Origin of the sequence: Actinopolymorpha sp. B11F2 (assembly GCF_040195635.1) — a bacterium.
GTDB lineage: Bacteria > Actinomycetota > Actinomycetes > Propionibacteriales > Actinopolymorphaceae > Thermasporomyces.
The window spans coordinates 75,077-95,938 of record NZ_JBEFTX010000012.1 but is presented as its reverse complement, the minus strand read 5'-3'; the positions used below and the strand labels follow the sequence as shown (position 1 = coordinate 95,938).

Annotated in this window: 24 protein-coding genes, 1 tRNA gene and 1 pseudogene; 18 read left to right on the top strand and 8 right to left on the bottom strand. The window is 67.2% G+C overall.

The window, feature by feature from the left end; translation table 11 throughout:
* Nucleotides 1-120: 120 nt before the first annotated feature.
* A complete protein-coding gene (locus tag ABN034_RS21400; protein ID WP_349692892.1) occupies nucleotides 121-552 on the bottom strand; it encodes an NUDIX hydrolase in 432 nt (143 codons plus the stop codon).
* A 46-nt stretch (nucleotides 553-598) separates the two neighbouring features.
* Here ABN034_RS21400 and ABN034_RS34495 point away from each other — a divergent pair.
* The 14 genes and pseudogenes from ABN034_RS34495 to ABN034_RS21335 form a co-directional block, all read left to right on the top strand.
* Nucleotides 599-814: pseudogene (locus ABN034_RS34495) on the top strand (GntR family transcriptional regulator); the annotation flags it as partial.
* Between the two features lie 99 nt (nucleotides 815-913).
* Nucleotides 914-1,369 (top strand): GntR family transcriptional regulator, encoded by a 456-nt coding sequence (locus ABN034_RS21395; RefSeq protein ID WP_349692771.1) that lies wholly within the window; start codon nucleotides 914-916, stop codon nucleotides 1,367-1,369.
* 125 nt (nucleotides 1,370-1,494) lie between these two features.
* Nucleotides 1,495-1,815: a hypothetical protein gene (locus ABN034_RS21390; protein WP_349692770.1), complete on the top strand. Its 321-nt coding sequence runs from the start codon at nucleotides 1,495-1,497 to the stop codon at nucleotides 1,813-1,815.
* A gap of 242 nt (nucleotides 1,816-2,057) precedes the next feature.
* Nucleotides 2,058-2,321 (top strand): hypothetical protein, encoded by a 264-nt coding sequence (locus ABN034_RS21385; protein WP_349692769.1) that lies wholly within the window; start codon nucleotides 2,058-2,060, stop codon nucleotides 2,319-2,321.
* Between the two features lie 46 nt (nucleotides 2,322-2,367).
* Nucleotides 2,368-3,153 carry a hypothetical protein gene (locus ABN034_RS21380; RefSeq protein WP_349692768.1) on the top strand — a complete coding sequence of 262 codons (786 nt, stop codon included), beginning with the start codon at nucleotides 2,368-2,370 and terminating at the stop codon, nucleotides 3,151-3,153.
* A complete protein-coding gene (locus ABN034_RS21375; protein ID WP_349692767.1) occupies nucleotides 3,146-4,036 on the top strand; it encodes an FtsK/SpoIIIE domain-containing protein in 891 nt (296 codons plus the stop codon). The genes ABN034_RS21380 and ABN034_RS21375 overlap by 8 nt, the downstream gene beginning before the upstream one ends.
* Nucleotides 4,037-4,244: 208 nt before the next feature.
* The gene (locus tag ABN034_RS21370; RefSeq protein WP_349692766.1) at nucleotides 4,245-4,571 is read left to right on the top strand and encodes a P-loop NTPase family protein; all 327 of its coding nucleotides are present in this window, start codon (nucleotides 4,245-4,247) and stop codon (nucleotides 4,569-4,571) included.
* Nucleotides 4,564-5,040, top strand: coding sequence for an RRQRL motif-containing zinc-binding protein (locus ABN034_RS21365; RefSeq protein ID WP_349692765.1), 477 nt, complete (start codon nucleotides 4,564-4,566; stop codon nucleotides 5,038-5,040). The genes ABN034_RS21370 and ABN034_RS21365 overlap by 8 nt, the downstream gene beginning before the upstream one ends.
* Nucleotides 5,037-5,393 carry a hypothetical protein gene (locus ABN034_RS21360; protein WP_349692764.1) on the top strand — a complete coding sequence of 119 codons (357 nt, stop codon included), beginning with the start codon at nucleotides 5,037-5,039 and terminating at the stop codon, nucleotides 5,391-5,393. The genes ABN034_RS21365 and ABN034_RS21360 overlap by 4 nt, the downstream gene beginning before the upstream one ends.
* Nucleotides 5,394-5,492: 99 nt before the next feature.
* Nucleotides 5,493-5,669: a hypothetical protein gene (locus ABN034_RS21355; RefSeq protein ID WP_349692763.1), complete on the top strand. Its 177-nt coding sequence runs from the start codon at nucleotides 5,493-5,495 to the stop codon at nucleotides 5,667-5,669.
* Nucleotides 5,666-7,336, top strand: coding sequence for a replication initiator (locus ABN034_RS21350; protein ID WP_349692762.1), 1,671 nt, complete (start codon nucleotides 5,666-5,668; stop codon nucleotides 7,334-7,336). Before ABN034_RS21355 ends, ABN034_RS21350 begins: the two co-directional genes overlap by 4 nt.
* Before the next feature lie 39 nt (nucleotides 7,337-7,375).
* On the top strand, nucleotides 7,376-7,552 hold the full coding sequence (locus ABN034_RS21345; protein WP_349692761.1) for a helix-turn-helix domain-containing protein: 177 nt from the start codon (nucleotides 7,376-7,378) through the stop codon (nucleotides 7,550-7,552).
* A 458-nt stretch (nucleotides 7,553-8,010) separates the two neighbouring features.
* Nucleotides 8,011-8,541, top strand: a complete 531-nt coding sequence (locus tag ABN034_RS21340; RefSeq protein ID WP_349692760.1) for a tyrosine-type recombinase/integrase — start codon at nucleotides 8,011-8,013, stop codon at nucleotides 8,539-8,541.
* Complete coding sequence (locus ABN034_RS21335) at nucleotides 8,516-8,728, top strand: tyrosine-type recombinase/integrase (RefSeq protein ID WP_349692759.1); 213 nt, start codon at nucleotides 8,516-8,518, stop codon at nucleotides 8,726-8,728. The genes ABN034_RS21340 and ABN034_RS21335 overlap by 26 nt, the downstream gene beginning before the upstream one ends.
* Before the next feature lie 62 nt (nucleotides 8,729-8,790).
* Here the strand turns inward: ABN034_RS21335 and ABN034_RS21330 are convergent.
* Nucleotides 8,791-8,866 (bottom strand) — tRNA-Thr (locus ABN034_RS21330).
* Nucleotides 8,867-9,056: 190 nt separating this feature from the next.
* Between ABN034_RS21330 and ABN034_RS21325 the strand changes: the two genes are divergently transcribed.
* Together ABN034_RS21325 and ABN034_RS21320 are read left to right on the top strand one after the other, a co-directional pair.
* Entirely contained in the window at nucleotides 9,057-9,314 is a 258-nt protein-coding gene (locus tag ABN034_RS21325; protein ID WP_349692758.1) for an NfeD family protein, read from the top strand.
* Nucleotides 9,302-10,309, top strand: coding sequence for an SPFH domain-containing protein (locus ABN034_RS21320; protein WP_349692757.1), 1,008 nt, complete (start codon nucleotides 9,302-9,304; stop codon nucleotides 10,307-10,309). Before ABN034_RS21325 ends, ABN034_RS21320 begins: the two co-directional genes overlap by 13 nt.
* Nucleotides 10,310-10,457: 148 nt before the next feature.
* Here the strand turns inward: ABN034_RS21320 and ABN034_RS21315 are convergent, their stop codons facing one another.
* A complete protein-coding gene (locus tag ABN034_RS21315; protein ID WP_349692756.1) occupies nucleotides 10,458-11,540 on the bottom strand; it encodes a LacI family DNA-binding transcriptional regulator in 1,083 nt (360 codons plus the stop codon).
* A gap of 444 nt (nucleotides 11,541-11,984) precedes the next feature.
* Here ABN034_RS21315 and ABN034_RS21310 point away from each other — a divergent pair, with 444 nt between their 5' ends.
* Both ABN034_RS21310 and ABN034_RS21305 read left to right on the top strand, forming a co-directional pair.
* Nucleotides 11,985-13,073 carry an ABC transporter ATP-binding protein gene (locus ABN034_RS21310; protein ID WP_349692755.1) on the top strand — a complete coding sequence of 363 codons (1,089 nt, stop codon included), beginning with the start codon at nucleotides 11,985-11,987 and terminating at the stop codon, nucleotides 13,071-13,073.
* A gap of 261 nt (nucleotides 13,074-13,334) precedes the next feature.
* Complete coding sequence (locus ABN034_RS21305) at nucleotides 13,335-14,576, top strand: DUF4032 domain-containing protein (RefSeq protein WP_349692754.1); 1,242 nt, start codon at nucleotides 13,335-13,337, stop codon at nucleotides 14,574-14,576.
* 179 nt (nucleotides 14,577-14,755) lie between these two features.
* Here ABN034_RS21305 and ABN034_RS21300 read toward each other — a convergent pair whose 3' ends face one another.
* The 5 genes from ABN034_RS21300 to cysS all read right to left on the bottom strand — a co-directional run bounded on the left by ABN034_RS21300 (nucleotide 14,756) and on the right by cysS (nucleotide 20,841).
* The gene (locus ABN034_RS21300; RefSeq protein WP_349692753.1) at nucleotides 14,756-15,493 is read right to left on the bottom strand and encodes a VldE C-terminal domain-containing protein; all 738 of its coding nucleotides are present in this window, start codon (nucleotides 15,491-15,493) and stop codon (nucleotides 14,756-14,758) included.
* Nucleotides 15,494-15,673: 180 nt separating this feature from the next.
* Entirely contained in the window at nucleotides 15,674-16,897 is a 1,224-nt protein-coding gene (locus ABN034_RS21295; RefSeq protein ID WP_349692752.1) for an acyl-CoA dehydrogenase family protein, read from the bottom strand.
* A gap of 89 nt (nucleotides 16,898-16,986) precedes the next feature.
* The gene (locus ABN034_RS21290; protein WP_349692751.1) at nucleotides 16,987-17,985 is read right to left on the bottom strand and encodes a sialidase family protein; all 999 of its coding nucleotides are present in this window, start codon (nucleotides 17,983-17,985) and stop codon (nucleotides 16,987-16,989) included.
* 243 nt (nucleotides 17,986-18,228) lie between these two features.
* On the bottom strand, nucleotides 18,229-19,221 hold the full coding sequence (rlmB, locus tag ABN034_RS21285) for a 23S rRNA (guanosine(2251)-2'-O)-methyltransferase RlmB (protein ID WP_349692750.1): 993 nt from the start codon (nucleotides 19,219-19,221) through the stop codon (nucleotides 18,229-18,231).
* 141 nt (nucleotides 19,222-19,362) lie between these two features.
* Nucleotides 19,363-20,841, bottom strand: coding sequence for a cysteine--tRNA ligase (cysS, locus tag ABN034_RS21280; protein ID WP_349692749.1), 1,479 nt, complete (start codon nucleotides 20,839-20,841; stop codon nucleotides 19,363-19,365).
* Nucleotides 20,842-20,862 lie beyond the last annotated feature (21 nt).

Sequence of the window (20,862 nt, the reverse complement as noted above, 5' to 3'; positions counted from 1 at the left end):
GCTCGGAAACCCCGGAACGGCAGCTCGCTTGTGCCGCGTGGCGTCAGTCCTCACCGTCGCGAGAACGTCCAGACCGTCGCGAGAACGTCCAGACCGTCGTGAGAACGTCCAGTGTGACTTTCACGCCGTTAGGAGTCGGTGCCCGTCATGGCTTCGCAGTGCCGGTGGACCACTCTCAAGAGCATCCAGGATGCGGACTGCATAGGCCTCCTCCATCTGCGCCTTGACCTGCTCGGGCGTCCACCACTCCACACGTGCGGTCTCCACGGAGGTCATCGCCTCGCCACCGGTGAGTTGGGCTCGGAAGACTAGTGCGACGATTCCACGAGGCATGTTCTTGTACACGCCGGTCAGCCGCTCGGGCTCTACTCGGTAGCCGGTCTCCTCAAGCACCTCTCGCCTGACGCCATCCTCGACGGATTCGTCGAGCTCCAGGACTCCTCCCGGCAGCTCCCAGTGACCGTTGTCCGTTCGTTTGATCACCAGCACGCGATCATGGTCGACAACGACAGCGGCAACGCTCACAGAGTGGCGTGGTGGACCGTGGCTCATGTCATCTCTCTCGTAGTACGGTGTACACGAGTCTACGAGGAGACAAGTGAGCGGCACCATCGATCCTACGAGTGACCGCGCCGTCTACCAGCAGATCGCTGATCATCTCCGTGATGGCATTCGGCAGGGTCGGTACGGTGCGGGTGACCGGCTGCCCTCCGAGTCTGAGCTCGTCAGTGCGTACACGGTGAGTCGTGTGACCGCCCGACGTGCCTTGGCGGTCCTCGCTAGCGAGGGTCTGACCTACTCCGAGCATGGTCGAGGAGTCTTTGTTCGCGGCCGCCCGCCTGTCCGGCGGCTCGCATCAGACAGGTTCGCACGCAGACATCGCCGTCAAGGGAAGAGCGCCTTCGATGTCGAGATGGAGACTGCCGGTCTAAAGCACGAGGTAGAGCCGTTGAAGCTCGGCCTCGGCCCTGCGCCTGCGGACGCTGCGGAGCGGCTCGGCCTGCACGCCGGCCAGGAGGTGTTTGTCCGACACCGTCGCTACGTCGCCGAGGGGTATCCCCTCGAGGTGGCAACGTCGTACATCCCCCTCGATGTTGCGAGCGGAACGCAGATCGAGGAGTGGAACCCCGGCCCTGGCGGCATCTATGCCCGGATCGAGGAGCAGGGACACAAGCTCCAGCGGTTCACCGAGGAGGTCTCGGTCCGCCCAGGCACCAACAGTGAGTTAAACGCACTGAGCCTGCCCACCGGGGCGTCGATCCTCCGGATCCTCCGTACAGCCCACGCGAAGGACCGAGCGGTAGAGGTCTGCGACACGATCATGAACCCGTCTGCCTTCGAGCTCTACTACGAGCTCCCGGCCCGCTAGGCCGGACACACCTCGACAAATTCATCCCAACCGCTTGAACCTAGTAGCGTACTCGTGTACACAAGTACACGTGGCCTCAAGTTGAGGCACAGTCGATCAGGACTCCTACGAAGGGGAGAGCACTCATGAATCTGCTTCTCGATGCGTCGCGGTACACGTTCACGGTGACGAAGGCTCCGGAGCCGAAGACCGACAACGAGGGTCGGCACAAGGCGGATCGGAAGACCGGAGAGTTGCTGTTCGTCACTCAGGTGATGGCGCTCAACGCTGACAGCGGGGCGGACGTTCTCATGATCACTGTGGCGGGTCAACCGCCGAAGGTGAGCGTGGGGCAGACCGTTATCCCGGTTGAGCTGGAAGCCATGCCGTGGGCGACGAACGGTCGGTCTGGTGTGGCCTTTCGTGCCAAGTCTCTCGACACCAAGGCGTCGGTAAAGGCCGCGTGAGTCATAGCACGGTGAACGGCGACACCAACGTTCTCAAGTCGAGTGCACGTGACGTGATCCAGATCTCGCCCTGAGGTGGCGAGATGCGCTTCAGGACGGCGCATGCATCAACACAAAGAGAACGACCCCCGAAAGGACGGGGGCCGCTCCACACAAGACGGGCGGAGAGCCGGGACCGGCGTAGGAAACCTTCCGGCTCTCTGCCTACCAAACACAACCCAACCCATCGGGAGGGCTCTGTCATGTCCAACTCTACCCACCACAAGGTTGATCGCGGCGTTACCCCGTTGCGAGTCAACGCGGATCTCACGTCGACGACCTACTTGTACGGCTCGGCGGTCGACCGCCCGTCCGGCCCGGTCGTGTTGCTGACCATCGGGCTCTATCACAGCGTCGATTTTTGGATCCGGGACCTGGAAACCCTCGACCGGCTCTCTGCCGCGATTGAGCAGGCCCGTACCGCCTTTCTCGACCTCGACACCGATCACATGCGGAAGGTCGGGTGAACCTGTCATGCCGCGTCGTTCTCGTTCGAGTAACCGTGCTCGTCTGGTGGAGGACGTCAAACCACGGTTCCACCAGCGGGTGGGAGTGCAGGTGGTCGTCGCCGTGTGGCGGTGGCTACCCGAAATCATCACCACGGTCCTCGTGGTGACCGCGTTCGTGTACCTGACGCGTCAGGATCTGGCGGCCTGGGCTGCCGGCTGCGTCCTGGTCGCACCAGTGGCGGTGCTGCTGTGCATCCCACCCGTCAACCGGGTGCTGATCGCCCTGTGGTGTTTGAACGTCACGAGGCACAGGCTGCGGGCGTTCATGGCTGAGAACGGGCTCCGGAACCGCTCCGGACGGCTCCCGTGGCTGATCTTCATCCGCCCCACCCGGGTCGGTGAGCGGGCCTGGATGTGGCTCGTCGCCGGCGTCACCTGCAAGGACGTCGAAGAACGCACCGAATCGTTGGCGTCGACCTGTTACGGCCGGGAAGGCCGCGTCACCGCACACCGCCGGTTCGCTCACCTGATCCGGCTCGACATCACCCGACGCGACCCCCTCGATCAGAAGACACCGGTCCGATCCGTGCTGATCGAGAAGAACGCCGAACCCGAGGTGATCCCACCGAACGGTCGGGTCGAGTCGAAAACCAGCTACACCGCCTCCGAGTGGGCGGTCGGCATCGGCCTCCCACTGTCGAACGGCAGTGACGAAAGGCCGGTCATCGGTACCAAGGCGCTGGTCGGTAAGGCCAAGTCCGCAAACACCAACCCACCCAAACAACGAACCGCTACCGACAACGGAACGGTTCTGTCTGCCTCTGGAGAGGACGTCAGTGATTATGTCTAGATTGCTCAAGGTGATCCCCGGCCGCAAGGCCGGGGACACCCCCCACACCAACCCCACCGCTGCTACTTCTGCTCGTGCGCAGGTGTCTGGGCTGTCGGGCTACGACACCGTGCACTTCGGCATCGACGAGTACGGCGACCCGTTCGGCATCGAACTCGCCACCCGAAGCCTGCTCATCGGCGGTGTCTCCCGGTCGGGCAAGTCCGGGTTCATCTCCAACGGCGTCGGCCACATGTCCCAATGCACCGACACCCGCATCATCCTCATCGACGGCAAGATCGTCGAACTCATCCTGTGGCGAGACATCGCCGACTTCTTCGTCGGACCCGAGATCGACCTCGCCATCCACGTCCTGACCCAGCTCCAGGCCGAGATGAACGGCCGCTACGACTGGCTCACCGCCCGCCGCCGCCGCAAAGTCGTCAAGGGCGACGGCATGGACCTCATCACCGTCTGGATCGACGAACTCTCGGTCTTCACCTCCGTCTACGGGTCGAAAGACCAGCAGGAACGGTTCCTCGCACTGCTGATGGACCTCGTACAACGCGGACCCGCCGCCGGCATCTTCGTCTGCGCCGCCACCCAACGCCCCAGTGCGGACATCGTTCCCACCCGGGTTCGCGACGTCTTCAACTACCGCATCGCCTTCCGCTCCACCACCGAAGCATCGAGCGACATCATCCTCGGCACCGGCTGGGCCGACAAAGGCTACGACGCCTCGAAGATCCCCACCAACCGGCCCGGCGTCGGCTACTGCCTCGCCGAAGAATCCCGGCCCTTCAAGTTCCGCTCGGTCTACCTCGAAGACCACGAAATCGACACCCTCGTCGCCCGCTCCATGTCCATCCGAGGCGGCATCACCCGAGGAGGTGCAGCCGCATGAGAGCACACGTCGACGGAATCGAGCATGCCTGGGACACCACCGGGCCCTGCCAGGTTCACGGCCGCCACTGCTCGATGGCAACCACACAGGAGCACACCCGTGTGTGCTCCTGCGCCAGCGGATGCGGATCACACCCGCTCGCCGACCCTGGCGTCTTCCCGGATTGCCACTGCTGGTGCCACCACCCCACGAACGGAGGCACAACCGCATGACCCACCACCAAGAGACCACGACTCACACGATTCGGATCGTCAAGAACACCGCCGAACTCGTCACGGCCGAGGCGGTGATCGACACCTACCCGGACTCGTTCACCAACACCGACGAAGCCGCCGACTACGCCGCGACCATCGCCGAAAGGTTTCCGTGGGGCTGGGTCTGCAGCTGCGGCCAATGGGGCACTGCCGATCGCACACCTGAGCAGGCGGCGTTCAACGCCCCCGACGAACACCGCCACTTCACCGGCCGCGACGACCAGGTGCTCTTCCTCGACCCCCACATCGGCGACCACAGCGGCGGTGAGCCGGATGAGTGACTACCGAGGACCACGCAGAAGAAGGGGCAGGCGGGCGCGGCGTGGCCGTACCTACAACCGCCGCTACCGCATCGAGTTCTACGACCCCGAAGGCACTGCCCACGGCGGGATGCCGACCTACGGGTGGCAGATGGCACCGGAAGGGCTCGCCACCAAACGCCAGCTCCTCGCCCTCGAGCTACGCCCCGGCGGACAACCCGTCGCCGCGCAAGTCATGTGGATGCGCTACGGCAAACCGGCCGTGGCCTACCTCTACCGGATCGACCAGGCCAAGCCGAAGAGGCTGCCTAGCCTTGCGCAGCTTCATGCGATCGAGAAGGCCCTGCAAGCGCGCCGCATCTGTCCGCTGTGCAAGGAGGACGCGGGCTACACCATCCCCACCTCGCTCGGCTGTTGCGTGGATTGCCACCGCGAACTCACCGAACACGACAACGCCTATGACGACTACCGCGAAGGAGAAGCAGCATGACCATCCTCGCCACCACGATCGGCCTGCCCGGTCTGATCGCCGCACTCGCTGTTCTGTCCGTCGTCGCCCTGGTCGCGGGCAAGGTCATCGACGGACGCATCGGACCCACCCTGACCGTCCTGCTGGTCGGCATCCCGGCCGCTCTCGGGGCCGGCACCATCCACGGCTGGCTTATCACGAGCGGCGCCGACATTCGGTGGCTGTTCGCCGGCGTCTTCACCCTCGCCTTCGCCGGCGTCGCCGGCTTCCTCACTGTCGCCATCTACCTGTCGATCCAGAACAACCGGCCCGACGACACCAACCCCATCGAGATCGATGGGGCGGCCGATGCACACCACCGCATCGCCGCATGAGCAGACACACGGGACCCCGACCGCCAGACCGCTACCTGGCCTGGCCGGTCGGGGCCCTCACACGGCAAACACCAACCACGAAAGAAAGGAGACGCCGGGATGGCTGTTCACGCTGAGGCGGCCTACGACGCGACCTGTGACACCTGCGATGCCACGTTCAGCGCCACCGCGGGCCTCGTCGGCACGGTCGGCGAGTTCGCCGACTACGGCTGGCTCGTCGACGACACAAACGCACTCTGCCCCGCCTGCGCACGCCGCGAGGGCGCCGCAGCATGACCGCTTCGACCTCGACCCTCACCCCCGACACCACAGTCGTGTCGGGGGCGGTGGCCGACGCCGAAACACCGATCGACCTCCAGAACCTGGCCGGGCTCGACAAGTTCACCGCGACCACAACCGCGATGGCCCGCGGCTCCCGCCCCGACTACCCCCGCTGGCTCCGCCACGTCCACGGCGCGGCCGGCTGCTCCCAGCCCGTCCGTCTCGCTGGCCAACTCCGCACCCGCACCGTCAACACCGCTACCGGTCACATCCTCAACGAGGTCGCCACCTCGACGGCTGGCATGCCGGACGGGGTGATCTACAAGGCCTGCGGGAACCGCCGCGCCTCGGTGTGTCCGTCGTGTGCGGAGATCTACCGGGCCGATGCGTACCAGCTCGTCGCCGCCGGACTCAAAGGCGGCAAAGGCGTCCCCGAAACCGTCGGCGGGCACCCGGCAGTCTTCGCGACGTTGACCGCGCCCGGTTTCGGCGTGGTGCACACCACCCGCACCAGCAAGAAGAACAAGCCCGCACCCTGCCGCGCCCGCAAGACCGCCGACCTGTGCCCCCACGGGATCGACCTGCGGTGCATGCGAGTCCACCAGGACGGAGACCACCGCCTCGGCACACCGCTGTGTGGTGACTGCTACGACTACGACCACCACGCCGTCTGGAACGTCCAAGCCTCCGAACTGTGGCGACGCACCCAGATGACCGCGACCCGGCTGCTCGACCGGTACGCCCGCGACCACGGGCACGTTCTCCGTGTCCGCAACCCCGACACAGGTCGGCTCCGGTGGGGAAAGACACCGGTGCGGATCTCATTCGGCAAATGCGCAGAGTTCCAGCGACGCGGCCTGGTCCACTTCCACATCCTCGCCCGCTTCGACGGCATCAACCCCGACGACCCCGACGACGTGATCCCGCCGCCGGCGTGGGCCAACTCCTTCCTGCTCGCCTGGATCCTCCGCAAAGGCGTCGAACACACCAGCTTCCAGACTCACGGCCTGGTCCTGGTCGACCACCACGGCCGGCAGCTCGTCAACCAACCCGGCGGCTGGCACATGGCCTGGGGAGGCCACCAAGGCATCGACATCCGACCCGTCCGCGTCCGAGGCAGCGACCCCCTCACCGAAGAACGCGTCGCCGACGAGCTCGACCCGACCGGCCGCCGCCGCATGCTCACCGGCAACGCCGTCGCCGGCTACCTGGCCAAGTACGCCACCAAAGCCACCGAGATCACCGGCCACACCTCCCGGAAGATCACGTCCTCGACGGTCGAGTTCTACGTCAACAACACCCACCCCGGCCGGCTCATCGCCTCCTGCTGGCGCCTCGGCCAACGCGGCCTCCAAACCACCACCGAGTGGGAAGACAGCGGCTACCACCGACTACGCCGCTGGGCACACATGCTCGGCTTCGGCGGCCACTTCTTCACCAAATCCCGCCGCTACTCCACCACCTTCCGCCACCTACGGAAGGCCCGCGTCGACTACCGCCGAGCCCACCACGAACGACAAGAGCACCTCGAGGAAAACGAAGAAATCGAGACCATCGCCGAACTCGTCTACGCCGGCAGCGGCTGGCACACCACAGGCGACGCACTGCTGGCGAACTCCGCCGCCGCGCTCGCCCGCGAACACCGCTACGTCGGACGCCTGGAGATGGCCACCACCGGCTGACACGTCCGTGTCGCCGTCACGAGAAGAAGAGGAGTTGGAATGGAACGGCTGTTATTGACCCCTGTCGAGGCGGGGCAGGTGCTCGGCATCTGCCGCTCACAGGTCTACGTGCTGCTGCGTACTGGTGTGCTGCGGTCCGTCAAGATTGGCGGATCTCGGCGCATACTCGCCGAGTCGCTTCGTGAGTACGTCGCAGAGTTGGCGGACGCAGCATGAAGGGCAACGGGCCTCGCCGGCGTCTTCCTCCAGGCGCCCGGTGGATCACACTCGCAAGCGGAAAACGCCGTGTCGAGCTAGTGATTGACCTGGGTACTGATCCGGCCACGGGGAAGCGCCGGCAGGTCCGTCGCCGCTACGAGACGGTCGACCTGGCCGTCGACGACTTCGCACGGATACGACGGGAGGTCCGGGAGGGTACCTATGTCGCGCCCACCAACGCGACTGTCCGGGACCTGTGTGATGCCTGGTTGCGGTCCCGGCGAGGCGTTCGGGGTAGCACTCTTGCCGGGTACCGGGACTCGTTGAAACCACTCTGCGACGTCTACGGAGAGCTGCCCTTCCAGCGACTCACGAAGCGACACATCGAGGAGCTGGTCGACCAACTGCAGGCTGGCAGCCTGAAACGGGCTGACGATCGGCCTCGGCGGCCATGGAGGCCACGGAGCATCAACCTGATGCTCTTCGTGCTCCGGAAGGTCTATGAGGATGCGATCAGGCAAGGGCTTGCACTCCGCAACGTGGCCGGGCTGGTGGATCGGCTGCCTGAAATGAAGTCGGAGATGCAGACCTACACCGTCGCGGAGGTCAGAAAGCTGCTGCGGGCGGCCCGTCGGGATCGACTAGAGCACGCCTGGCATCTCGCCCTGCATGGTCTTCGGCGGGGAGAGATCGCGGGTCTGCGGTGGTCAAGTGTCGATCTGAAGGCGGGCACGCTCGTGGTGGAGGAGTCGCGGGTGTCGGTGGACGGGCAGGCGGTTGCCTCGTCTCCGAAGTCGAAGCGCAGCACTCGCACGCTGCCTCTGACACCCGAGTTGATCAAAGTGTTGAAGCGGGCCAAGAGGCGCCAGCGGGCCGAACAGTTGGCGGTTGGTAGGGCGTACCGCGAATCCGGCTATGTCGCGGTGAACGAGATCGGGGAGGCGCTGCATCCCCGACACGTTGTCCGATCGCTGGTCGACCGTGGTTGGCGCTGCCAAGGTTCGTAAGATCCGGCTCCACGACGCGCGGCACACCTGCGGGACGCTGATGCATCTCCAAGGCGTTCCGATCGCCGTGATCGCCGCATGGCTGGGTCACGCCGACTCCGCCTTCACGATGCGGACCTACGTCCATTCCCAGGACGAGGCGCTGCAGAACGCGGCCGTAGTGCTCGGGGATGTGACAGGTCTGTGACACATTCGAGGGAGTGCGACCTTCGTCGTGCCTGTCACACCCCCGCTGACCTGCGGAAACGTTGGAGCCAGCGAGGGGACTTGAACCCCTAACCGCCCGATTACAAGTCGGGTGCGCTACCAGTTGCGCCACGCTGGCGAGATCGGCCCAAGCCTAGCCGCGTGCCTTCGAGCACCGGGCCGCCGGATGCCCTAAGCGGGCCGGCTCCAGATGCGCGCCCGCCCGCGGCCCGGCCGGCCACGTTCGGACCCATCAAGCAGCCGTCAGCGGCGAACGCAAACTGGAGCTACGGTGTCAACAGGAGCTTCAGCCTAGAGCGGGTGAGCCCATGCCAGTATGGGTCGTCTGGTCGATAGCCACCGCGGCACTCGGAACCGTGGCCGCGCTCGTCGCCACGCTCGGTTTGGGCCCAGGAATCCGTTCTGCCGCGCCCGCGATCACGTGTCTCGCGCTCGGCGGCGTGGAGCGGACAGCCATTTCGTACGACCCGAAACTCATCCGTCCTGACGGGACGACGGTCGAGGTGCTCGCCATCGACGGGGCGACCGCGTTCGTACATCCCTGGGAGGAACCATGGCCGAACTGATTGCCGGGCTGGTGCTGGCCATCGTCGCAGTCATGATCTTGGTGCGGTCGGTACGTATCGTGCCGCAGGCGCGGGCCGGCAATGTCGAGCGCCTCGGACGGTACCTTCGCACTCTCGAGCCCGGCCTGAACTTCGTGATCCCGTTCGTCGACCGCGTACGCCCCCTGATCGACCTGCGCGAGCAGGTGGTGTCGTTTCAGCCGCAGCCGGTGATCACCGAGGACAACCTGGTCGTGCACATCGACACGGTGCTCTACTTCCAGGTCACCGACCCGCGAGCGGCGGCCTACGAGATCGCCAACTACATCCAGGCCATCGAGCAGCTCACGGTCACGACGCTGCGGAATGTCATCGGCGCCATCGACCTGGAGAAGACCCTCACGTCGCGCGAACACATCAACACCACCCTGCGTGGCGTCCTCGACGAGGCCTCCGGCAAGTGGGGCATCCGGGTCAACCGCGTCGAGCTCAAGGCGATTGACCCTCCGCCGTCGATCAAGGACTCGATGGAACGGCAGATGCGCGCCGACCGCGAGAAGCGTGCCGCGATCCTCACCGCCGAGGGCGTACGCCAGGCGCGGATCCTGACCGCGGAGGGCGAGAAGCAGGGCACCATCTTGACCGCGGAGGGCGACCAGCAGGCAGCGATCCTGCGAGCGGATGGCCAGGCGAAGGCGATTGACCGGGTGTTCCAGGCGGTCCACCGCAACGACCCTGACCCGAAGCTGCTCGCCTACCAGTACCTCCAGGTGCTGCCGCAGCTCGCACAGGGCGAGGGCAACACATTCTGGGTCATTCCGAGTGAGGTCACGACCGCGCTCCAGAGCGTCACACAGGCGTTCAGCGAGGGCATGGGGAAAGGCGTCAGCGCGAGCACGGGCGACGCCGGGGACAAGGGAGAGGCCGGAGACAAGGAAAGGGCCGCCGGCCGTGCGGATGGGGAGCCGGGGACAGGCGGACAAGCAGACCGTCGCCAACTTCCACCGCCACTGTGAACTTCCGCGCCACTGTGAACTTCCGCGCCACTGTGGACTTCCGCGCCACTGTGGACTTCCGCGCCACTGCGAGCTTCCGCCGCCACGGTGACCTCCGCGGCGCCCCGTCACCATCCCGAGCGCCGGCTGAACCCCGGCCGGCCAGCCGTCAGCGAGGGCGCGCGGGGCCGGTGGAGCCGCGTACGACGAGTTCGGGACGGAAGAGGTACTCCGCCCTCGGTGCGCCGTGCCCGTTGATCTCGTCGATCAGCGCCCGCACCGCCGCGAGCCCCATCGCGTGTACGGGCTGCCGCACGCTGGTCAGCGGCGGGTCGGTGAACGCGATGAGCGGAGAGTCGTCGTACCCCACGACCGAAATGTCACCAGGCACATCGAGCCCGCGCTGCCGCGCCGCCCGGATCGCGCCGAGCGCCATCAGGTCCGAGCCGCAGACGACGCCGGTCACGCCCTCGTCGAACAGCCGAACCGCCGCGGCATGCCCACCCTCCACCGAGAACAACGACTGCTCGACGATGCCGGTCACGCCGTTGGACTGCAGCGCGGGCTCGTCGAGGCAGGCCCGGAACGCGGCCAGCTTGCGCCGGGCGGGTACGTAACGGTCCGGTCCGCTGGCGAAGCCGATCCGTCGGTGGCCGAGGCTCGCGAGGTGGTGGATGGCGAGTTCGGTGGCCACCGTGTCGTCGGTGGAGACGAACGGTGCCTCGACCGAGGAGACGTACCCGTTCACGAACACCACCGGCAGTCCGCGGCCCGTCAGCTTCTGGTAGCGGGAGGTGTCGGTGGAGACGTCGGCGTGCAGGCCGGACACGAAGATGATGCCCGAGACGCCTCGGTCGAGGAGCATTTCGACGTACTCGTCCTCGCCCACGCCCCCCGGTGTCTGCGTACATAACACTGGGGTGTAGCCGTGCTGCCCGCACGTCGTCTCGATCACCTGGGCGAACGCCGGGAAGATCGGGTTGTCGAGTTCGGGTACGACAAGACCGACCAGGCCGGCGCTGCGTTGGCGAAGCCGGGTGGGCCGCTCGTAACCGAGGACGTCGAGCGCCGTGAGCACCGCCTGGACCGTCGGCGCGCTGACGCCGGGGCGACCGTTGAGGACGCGAGACACCGTCGCCTCGCTCACCCCCGCCTGCGCGGCGATGTCGACAAGCCGGGCGCGCTTGCCCGTGCCGGTACCTGAGCCAGGCTCCCGTGCGCTGCCGGCGCTGGGGCCGGGACCGGAATGCATCTGCCAGAGTCTCCCGTCAGAACTTGCAGAAAGTCTTCGCAAGAATTCTGCCTCAGTCCTGGGGACTGGACCTCGTTCCCACGGACGGTCGCATGGTCCGACCACCTCGGCCGGACGTCCGTGTGCAAGAAATCGGCGGTTCCTCCCTGGTTCCCGGCCACCTGGTTCCCGGCCACCTGGTTCCCGGTTCCTCCCCGGTTCCCGGTTCCTCCCGGTCTGATCCGCGGACCTCGGCACCTGATCATGGTCGGCTCCTGCGAGGTTCGTCCGACTCTGCTCCGACCCGTCCCCGACCAGTTCCGGGCTGGTTGCGTACCTGATGGATGACAGCACGATGAAAGGCGTGTCACCATGAGCTGCCCGTGGCGCCCCCTCCTCGGGGTCGTCAGCCGCCCTTTGCTCGGATCGTCCGGCACGTTCCTGCCGGTGAAGGGAAAGAAACCCATGGCCACAGTGACCTACGACCAGGCGAGCAGGACCTATCCAGGCTCTGACAAGCCCGCGGTCGACAAGCTCGACCTGCAGATCGAGGACGGCGAGTTCATGGTTCTCGTCGGACCCTCCGGATGTGGTAAGTCCACCTCCCTGCGGATGCTCGCCGGTCTGGAAGAGATCAACGACGGCGCCGTACGCATCGGCGACCGCGACGTCACCCACCTTCCGCCGAAGGACCGCGACATCGCGATGGTCTTCCAGAACTACGCGCTCTACCCCCACATGAGCGTTGCCGAGAACATGGGCTTCGCGCTGAAGATGCAGGGCGTCCCGAAGGACCAGCGCCTCAAGAAGGTGCGCGAGGCGGCACAGCTGCTGGGCCTGGAGGAGTTCCTCGACCGCAAGCCGAAGGCTCTCTCCGGTGGTCAGCGGCAGCGGGTCGCGATGGGCCGCGCGATCGTCCGGGAGCCGAAGGTCTTCCTCATGGACGAGCCGCTGTCCAACCTCGACGCCAAGCTGCGTGTCTCGACGCGTACCCAGATCGCCGCCCTCCAGCGCCGGCTGGGCATCACCACGGTCTACGTCACCCACGACCAGACCGAGGCGATGACGATGGGCGACCGGGTGGCGGTCCTCAAGGACGGTCTGCTCCAGCAGAACGACACCCCGCTCAACCTCTACGACAAGCCCAACAACCTGTTCGTCGCCGGCTTCATCGGCTCCCCCGCGATGAACCTGCTCGAGGGCAAGGTGACCAACACCGGGATCGACGTGGGCGCCTACACCGTTCCGCTCGAGGCGTCCTCACGCAGCAAGCTGGGCAGCGAGACGGCGGTCACGGTCGGGATTCGCCCGGAGGCGTTCCGGATCGTCGGCGACGAGGAGAACGGCCTCACCGTCGAGGTGGCGGTCGTCGAGGAGCTCGGCGCTGACGCGTTCCTCTACGGTCTGCTCAACGGCGGTGGCGAGGAGCAGAAGGAGATCATCGCCCGGATCGACGCCCGCCGCCCGCCTGAGAAGGGCGTCAAGGTCAAGCTGGCCGCGGACCCGGAGCGGATCCACCTCTTCTCCACGGCCACGGGAGAGCGCGTCAGCTGACGACTCACCCGCGCTGCCAGGAGATGGCACGTCGTCGGGGCCCACCGTATTTCCTCCGGTGGGCCCCGACGCTTTTGAGGCCGTACGTACCCACAGCCCGGTAGCCCGCTAGCCCGCACCCCCGTGATCATGATCGTGATCATGAAACTTTTGCCTGCGCATACGCCGCAAACCTTCACGATCATGGAAGGTGGCGGCATCACCCGGAACTGGGCGGACGCCACGAGTCGCACTTCGGCGACAAGCCGGTTTACTGGTGTCATGCCTCGGTTCGTCTCAGTCCCCGCCGATCCCGGCCTTCTCGCCCTGCCGTGGCACATCCCGCTCGCCGAATGGCCTGACCAGCACCTGGTCGCCCTCCCTCGAGGCATCTCCCGCCACGTCGTCCGATTTGTCCGGCTCGGCGGCCACGTCTACGCGGTGAAGGAGGCTGAGGAACGGTACGTCGTGGGTGAGAACCGGCTACTCCGCGATCTCGAACGTCTCGACGTGCCCGCGGTGGAGCCGGTCGGTGTGGTGCTCGACCGGCTGACCGCGGACAGCGAACCGCTCCAGCCGATCCTGCTGACGCGGCACCTGTCGTTCTCCCTTCCGTACCGCGCGGTCTTCTCCCGCACGTTGCGCCCCGAGACGGTCGTACGCCTGGTCGACGCGCTCGCGGCCCTGCTGGTCCGGCTGCACCTGGCCGGCTTCTATTGGGGCGACTGCTCGCTGTCCAACACACTGTTCCGACGCGACGCCGGGGCATTCGCGGCCTATCTCGTCGACGCCGAGACCGGGGAGTTGCACGACGAGCTGTCGCCTGGCCAGCGTTCGTACGACCTCGAGCTCGCCCACACCAACATCTTCGGCGAGCTGCTCGACCTGCAGGCGGGCGGATTCCTGTCCGAGGAAATCGAGCTGCTCGAGCTCGCCGACACCGTCGTACGCCGCTACGAGCGCCTGTGGGAGGAGCTCACCGCGCCCGAGGAGTTCGACACCGGCGAGCTCTACCGGCTGGAGCACCGCATCCAGCGCCTCAACGCGCTCGGCTTCGACGTCGCCGAACTCGACATCCACACCGACTTCGACGGACGGCACATCCGGATCCAACCCAAAGTGGTCGACGCGGGCCACCACAGCCGGCGGCTGCTCCGGCTGACCGGCCTTGACGTCGAGGAGAACCAGGCGCGGCGGTTGCTCAACGACCTCGACGCGTTCCGGGCGGCGACCGACCAACAGAACGAGGACGAGGAGATCGTCGCGCACCAGTGGCTCACCGAGGTGTTCGAACCTGTCGTACGCGAAGTACCCGGCGACCTGCGCGGCCGGCTCGAACCGGCGGAGGTGTTCCACGAGGTCCTCGAACACCGCTGGTATCTCTCGGAGCGGGCCGGCAATGAGATCCCCCTGGTCAAGGCAGCCCGCGCCTATGTCAACGACGTCCTGCGCAATCGGCCGGACGAGCGAGAGGCCTTGCCGTCGGCCGCTGATCTGACCAGCCTGGCTGAACTCGAACCCTGATCGTGCACCGTCCAGCAGTACCCGGCGCGACCTGCGGCAACGTCCGGCCGTGAGCTCCGGCAGCGCCCGACAGCGACCTGCGGCAACGTCCGACAGCGACCATGATCATGAAGGAAAAGCGGCAGATACGCCGACATAACCTTCATGATCACGATCATGATCACGAGAAGGTGGTGCTTCTAGCGGAGGGTCCACCAGGTCGTCTCGCGGCGGGCACCAGCCCAGCTGAAGCTGAAGTGGATATGGTCGGTGTGCGGGTTGGAGCCGGTGTACCACAGCCAGCCGGCGTCCGGCCGGTACGCCCGCCACATCTTCCGGTTCCAGATGACGTACATGATCCCGAGCCGGCGGGCGAACGCGTGCCGGTTGCCGTGAACGTCCGGCCGCAGCAGCCAGTAGAGGAAGTCGTTGGCGTTCTTCCGGCTCGACGCGTTGAACGCGTTGAACGCGACGTCGAGCGCACGGCCCTCCTTGTGTTCGTTGATGCTGGAGCTCGAGCACGGCCGGGCGATGCTCCAGGCCCTGTTCCCGTACGTCTCGATCACGATGTTCTTCAGCGCGGCCGGACCGAGTTTGTTGGTCGGACTGCAGGTCGTACCACCCTGATAGCGGGCGTACGCATCGATCGTGGCCGGGAACGACGGCGTGGGCGGCATGCGCCGTGACCAGGTGGCCGCGGCCGCGCGGGTCGGCTCCACTGCGCGGCCGATCTCCACCGCCTGAGCCACCTCCACCGCCTGAGCCACCTCCACCGCCTGAGCCGCCTCCACCGCGTGGCTCGCCCCTGTTGCGGGGGTCCCCTTGGTCGCCGACCGTTCGAGAAGGAACCCCGGGACCCGACTGTCCGCGAACACGGCGTCCCATGGCCAAAGGACCACGCCGGCGGCGGCTATCGACAAGAGACTGCGCCTGGCCACCCGGGAGCTCTTCGTACCACCCGATCTCGCATTGTCCATAACCCACAGCTCACCGGAGGATTCGGCGCGGCGGCAGCCGGCTGAAGGCATGTTTGGGCAACCCGCATGACCTGCCGCCGCGCCGGCAGAAGCCCCGACGTGAGAGGACTATCGCTTTGTGTGGCGGGTGCGCTCCGGTGCTCAGCGGGCAAGGTCGCGGGCGATCACGACACGTTGGATCTGGTTGGTCCCTTCGAAAATCTGCAGGACCTTTGCCTCGCGCATGAACCTCTCCACCGGAAAGTCGTGCGTATATCCGTACCCGCCAAGCACCTGAACGGAGTCTGTGGTCACCTTCATGGCGGCATCGGTGGCGACCAGTTTGGCGATAGCCGCCTGCGTACTGTAGGCCAGTCCACGGTCGCGGCGCCGCGCCGCATCGAGATAGGTCGCCCGGGCACTGTGCACGGCAGCCGCCATTTCGGCCAACAGAAATCCCAAGCCCTGAAAGGAAATCACCGGCTTGCCGAACTGTTCGCGTTGCTTCGCCCACTCCACGGCGGTGTCAAGGGCGGCTTGCGCGAGCCCGACCGCGCAGGCGGCGATACCCAGCCGGCCGCTGTCCAGGGCCGCGAGTGCGATCTTCAGGCCTTCGCCTTCGGCACCGATCCGTCGCGCGGCGGGGACGCGTACCCCGTCCCAATGGACCGTGGTGGTCGGGGAGGCCGTGAGTCCCATCTTGTGTTCCGGAGCGCCGAAGGACAGCCCCTCGACGCCCGCGTCGACCACGAAGCAGCTGATTCCCTTCCTACGATCCGCCGACGTACGCGCGAACAACGTGTAGAAGTCCGCCTCACCGCCATGGGTGGTCCAGGCCTTCGTCCCGTCGACGAGGTAGTCCGACCCACCAACCGAGGAGCCGGTGGAGCCGCCGTCGCCGCTGCCGTCGCTGGAGCCGCTGGCGTCGCCATCCTCGACACGGCCATCAGGGCGCACCGCTCGGGTGGTCATGGCACTCACGTCGGAACCGGCCTGGGGTTCGGACAGACAGTAGGCGCCCAGAACTTCGCCGGACAGAAACCGGGGAAGGAGCTCGGCCCGCTGCTCCGGCGTGCCCGCCGCCAGCAGCGGGGAACACGCGAGGGAGTGCACGGACACGCCGACAGCGACACTGAGCCAGGCGTACGCCAACTCCTCCAGCACCTGCAGGTAGACCTCGTACGGCTGGGCGCCGCCGCCGTACTCCTCCGGAAACGTCAACGACAGCAGGCCGGAGCCTCCGAGCAGCCGGAACACCTCACGCGGCAACTTCGCCGCGGCTTCGGCCTCCGACACGGCCGGCGCCAGCTCCTGCGTGGCGATCTCCCGGACCAGTGCCAGCAGGTCGTTGGCCTCGCTGGTGGGGAGCAGGCGTTCGGTCCGCATCGGTCCTCCGCGACATTACCGACAGTCCGGCGTGGGGCACGTCGATCGAACGGGCGCAGGGTCAACCCGCGCCTCACCTGCGTACTCTGTCACGGACTCGCCGGTTCGGCATCGAGATCGACGCGTGCACAGGCGATGCCGCGCCGCCGCCAGGTGTAGGTGGTCACGACCCCTTCCGTGTCCGCCGCCACGGCGGGATAGGAGAACTCACCGTCAAGGGGCGGTTGCTCGTCCTCGATCACGGCGTCCCGCACCCAGCTGGTGCCGTTGTCGGTGGAGCTCGCGACCACCAGAGGCGTACGCGGACCGGACGGCACTCCGACCGGGTTGTGCACGCACACCAGCCGGCCGTCGTCGAGGCGTACGAGGTCGAGACCGCTGTTGTTGTTGGGCAGCGCCGTCGTCACCGCCGGGCTCCAGGTGTGACCACCGTTGGTCGAGTCGCTCCGGCACGCCCAGCCGCAGGTGCTTCGCAGCAGCATGTGCACCACGCCGGGCGCTGACTCCCACAGCGTCGGTTGGATGACTCCCTTGCCGGGAAAGGTCGCGTGGTCGAGCGGAACGAGCCGGCCCGGCCGCCAGCTGCGTCCTTCGTCGTACGACAGATCGACGAACGCGTCCCAGGTGTGTTCACGTTCGATGGAGGCCGGTGCCACCCATGATCCGTCGGCGAGCACGATCGGCTTGTTCTTCACCGGACCACGGCCGCCGACATCGCCAGCGACGAGATCGCGCGGCTCACTCCAGGTGTAACCGTCATCGGTCGACCGGATGACCCTCGTGTACCACGCCGGGATCCGGTGCCCCACCTTGTAGAACAAGGAGATCTCGGCGCTGCCAGGTGCCCGGAAAAGCACCGGGTTCCAGTGTGGGAGGTCAGGCTCGTCGGCCACCTTGACCGGGCGGGACCAGCCGCGCCCCGGCGCCCTGCGGGCGAGCCAGATAGCCACATCACCCGCGCCCTCTCTGCTGCCGCCGAACCACGCGGCGAGGAGTCGGCGATCGCCGAGGGGAAGGACGGTCGAGGCATGGCACTCTCGAAACCTCGGGTCGTCGACGACCACGAACTCCTTGCTGACCCGTGCCACCCGGGAGCTCCTCCGTGTCCAGTGGGCGGTCCCCGTTTGCTGCGACGATGCACGCTGAACTTACCGCGTGCGACCGGGGTTGATCACGCCTGCGTGATCAACCCCGGTCGGCCGCGCGGGAGGGACAACGGACGGTAGGGGTCGGCGAGCACCACGGGCACAGCAAACGGCAGGGTCAGCAATCAGCCGTGGTCGGCGAACCGCAGGGGACAGTGAACCGCAGGGGACAGCGAACAGCCGCGGTCAGCTGAGGCCGCGGCGCCGGGCGACCTCGTAGAGCGCGATTCCCGTGGCGACCCCGGCGTTGAGCGATTCGGCGTCCAGTCCGATCGGGATCCGCGCCAGCTGGTCGCACGTCTCGCGGACCAACCGCGACAACCCTCGCCCCTCTGAGCCCGCCACCAGGACGACCGGCTCGGCCAGCTCCTTGACCTCGGCCATCGTCACGTCTCCGTCGGCGGCCAGACCGACCACCATCAGGCCCTCCTGCTGGTACGCACGAAGAGCCCGGGTGAGGTTCACCACCCGGGCCACCGGCACGCGCAGCGCGGCACCTGCCGACGCCTTCCAGGCCGAGGCGGTCATCGCGGCGGACCGGCGTTCGGGCACCACCACACCGTGCGCACCGAAGGCCGCGGCCGAACGAACGACCGCACCGAGGTTGCGCGGGTCGGTGACACCGTCGAGCGCGACCAGCAACGGCGGCCGGCCACTGTCAAGGGCACCTTGCAGCAGGTCGTCGGCGTCCGCGTAGGAGTACGGCGGAACCTGCACGGCGACGCCCTGGTGCACCGCACCGCTGGTCAGCCGGTCGAGCTCGTTTCGGGTCACCTCGGACAGCGGCAGGCCCTTGTCCACCGCGAGGCGGAGGATCTCCCGGACCCGATCGTCGCGGTCGATGCGTTCGGCGATGTGCACGGACCTGACCGGAACGCCGGCCCGGAGCACCTCGGCGACCGGATTGCGACCGACGATCCATTCGGCCCGCTCACCCGCACCCGAACGCCGACCCGGACCCGAGTCGGGCCGTCGACCCGAGCCACGTGCACCGGCGCCCTTCCCGGCCGCCTTCGTCGCCTGGGCACGCTTGTACGCCTTGTGGTACGGACGATTTTCCGCCTTGGGTGTCGGGCCCTTGCCTTCGAGGCCGCGCTTTCGCCGACCGCCCGAGCCGGCCGTCGGGTTGCCGGAGGCGCGTTTGCGGACCGCGCCCCGGCGCCTGTCGTTACCGGGCACGGCATCCTCCGCAGGATCGCGACGGCGAGTTGTTGGAGGAATGTCGCCTTCTACTCCGGGGTCCCCGCGGAATCGTGGAGCTTGCGGAGCGATTTCGTGGGGTGGTAGGACGAACCTCCAACAAGGCGAGGTCGGGCACGTTCACTCGCTCTCCGGCGGCTGGCTCGCCACCTGCTGACTCGCCACCTGCTGACTCGCCACCCGGTGGCTGGCGACACTCCAGCGCGCACCGTGCGGAGTGTCGGTCACGTCGATCCCGGCGGCGCGCAGGCGGTCGCGGACGGCGTCGGCGGCCGCCCAGTCCTTGCGGGCCCGGGCCTGCTCACGCTCGTCCAGCAACGCCCGCACGAGCACGTCGACCGCGGACCGCAGCGACTCGTCCGCACCGCCGGTCTCCCGCCAGCGCGGGTCCATCGGGTCGAGACCCAGGACCGACAGCATGGAACGAACCTCGACCAGCCGCGCCAGCACCGCCTCCTTGTCGTCGGCGGCGAGCGCGGTGTTGCCTTCGCGGACGGCGTTGTAGACGACCGCCAAAGCCTGCGGAACGCCCAGGTCGTCGTCCATCGCCGCCGTGAACGCCCCGGGCACCGCCGGCCGGTCGTCGAGCGGAGCCGCACCCACCGACTCGCCGACGAACTCCACGGCGTGCAGGACGAAGCTCTCCAACCGCTGGTAACCCGCGGCCGCCTCCTGCAGGGCCTCCTCGGAGTACTCCACCATCGAGCGGTAGTGCGGCTGCGCGAGGTAGAACCGCAGCTCCACCGGCCGGACCCTGCGGACGACCTCGGAGACGAGGACGGAGTTGGGCAGCGACTTGCTCATCTTCTCCCCGGCCGCCGTCACCCAGGCGTTGTGCAGCCAGTAGCGGGCGAACGGGTCACCTGCCGCCTGCGACTGGGCGCGTTCGTTCTCGTGGTGGGGGAACACCAGGTCGAGACCGCCGCCGTGGATGTCGAACTCCGGTCCGAGATACTTCGTCGACATCGCCGAGCACTCGATGTGCCAGCCCGGCCGGCCCGGACCCCACGGGGTGTCCCACGACGGCTCGCCGGGCTTCGCGCCCTTCCACAGCGCGAAGTCGTGGGGGTCGCGTTTGGCCTCGACGTTCTCGGTGTCACCCGCCGGCTGGACCTCGTCGATCCGCTGACCCGACAGCGCGCCGTAGTCGGCGAACGACCGCACGTCGAACAGCACGTCACCGCCACTCGCGTAGGCGTGCCCGGCGTCGATCAGCCGCTGGATCAGCGCGATGATCTCCGGGATGTGCCCCGTCGCCCGCGGCTCCAGCGTGGCCGGGAGGCAGCCGAGCAGGTCGTACGCCTCGGAGAACGCCCGCTCGTTCCGGTAGGCGAGCTCCCACCACGGCGTCTTCTCGAGCGCCGCCTTGGCGAGGACCTTGTCCTCGATATCGGTGACGTTGCGGATATATGCGACGTCCATGCCCTGGTGCAGCAGCCAGCGACGGAGCAGATCGAAGTCGACGGCGAACCGCACGTGTCCGGCGTGGGGCGGGCTCTGTACGGTGGCGCCACAGACGTACATCGTGACCTTGCCGGGCTGTCGCGGCTCGAAGTCACGGATCGCACGCGTGCGCGTGTCGTACAGGCGCAGGTTCATGTCGCCCAGGGTACCCAGGGG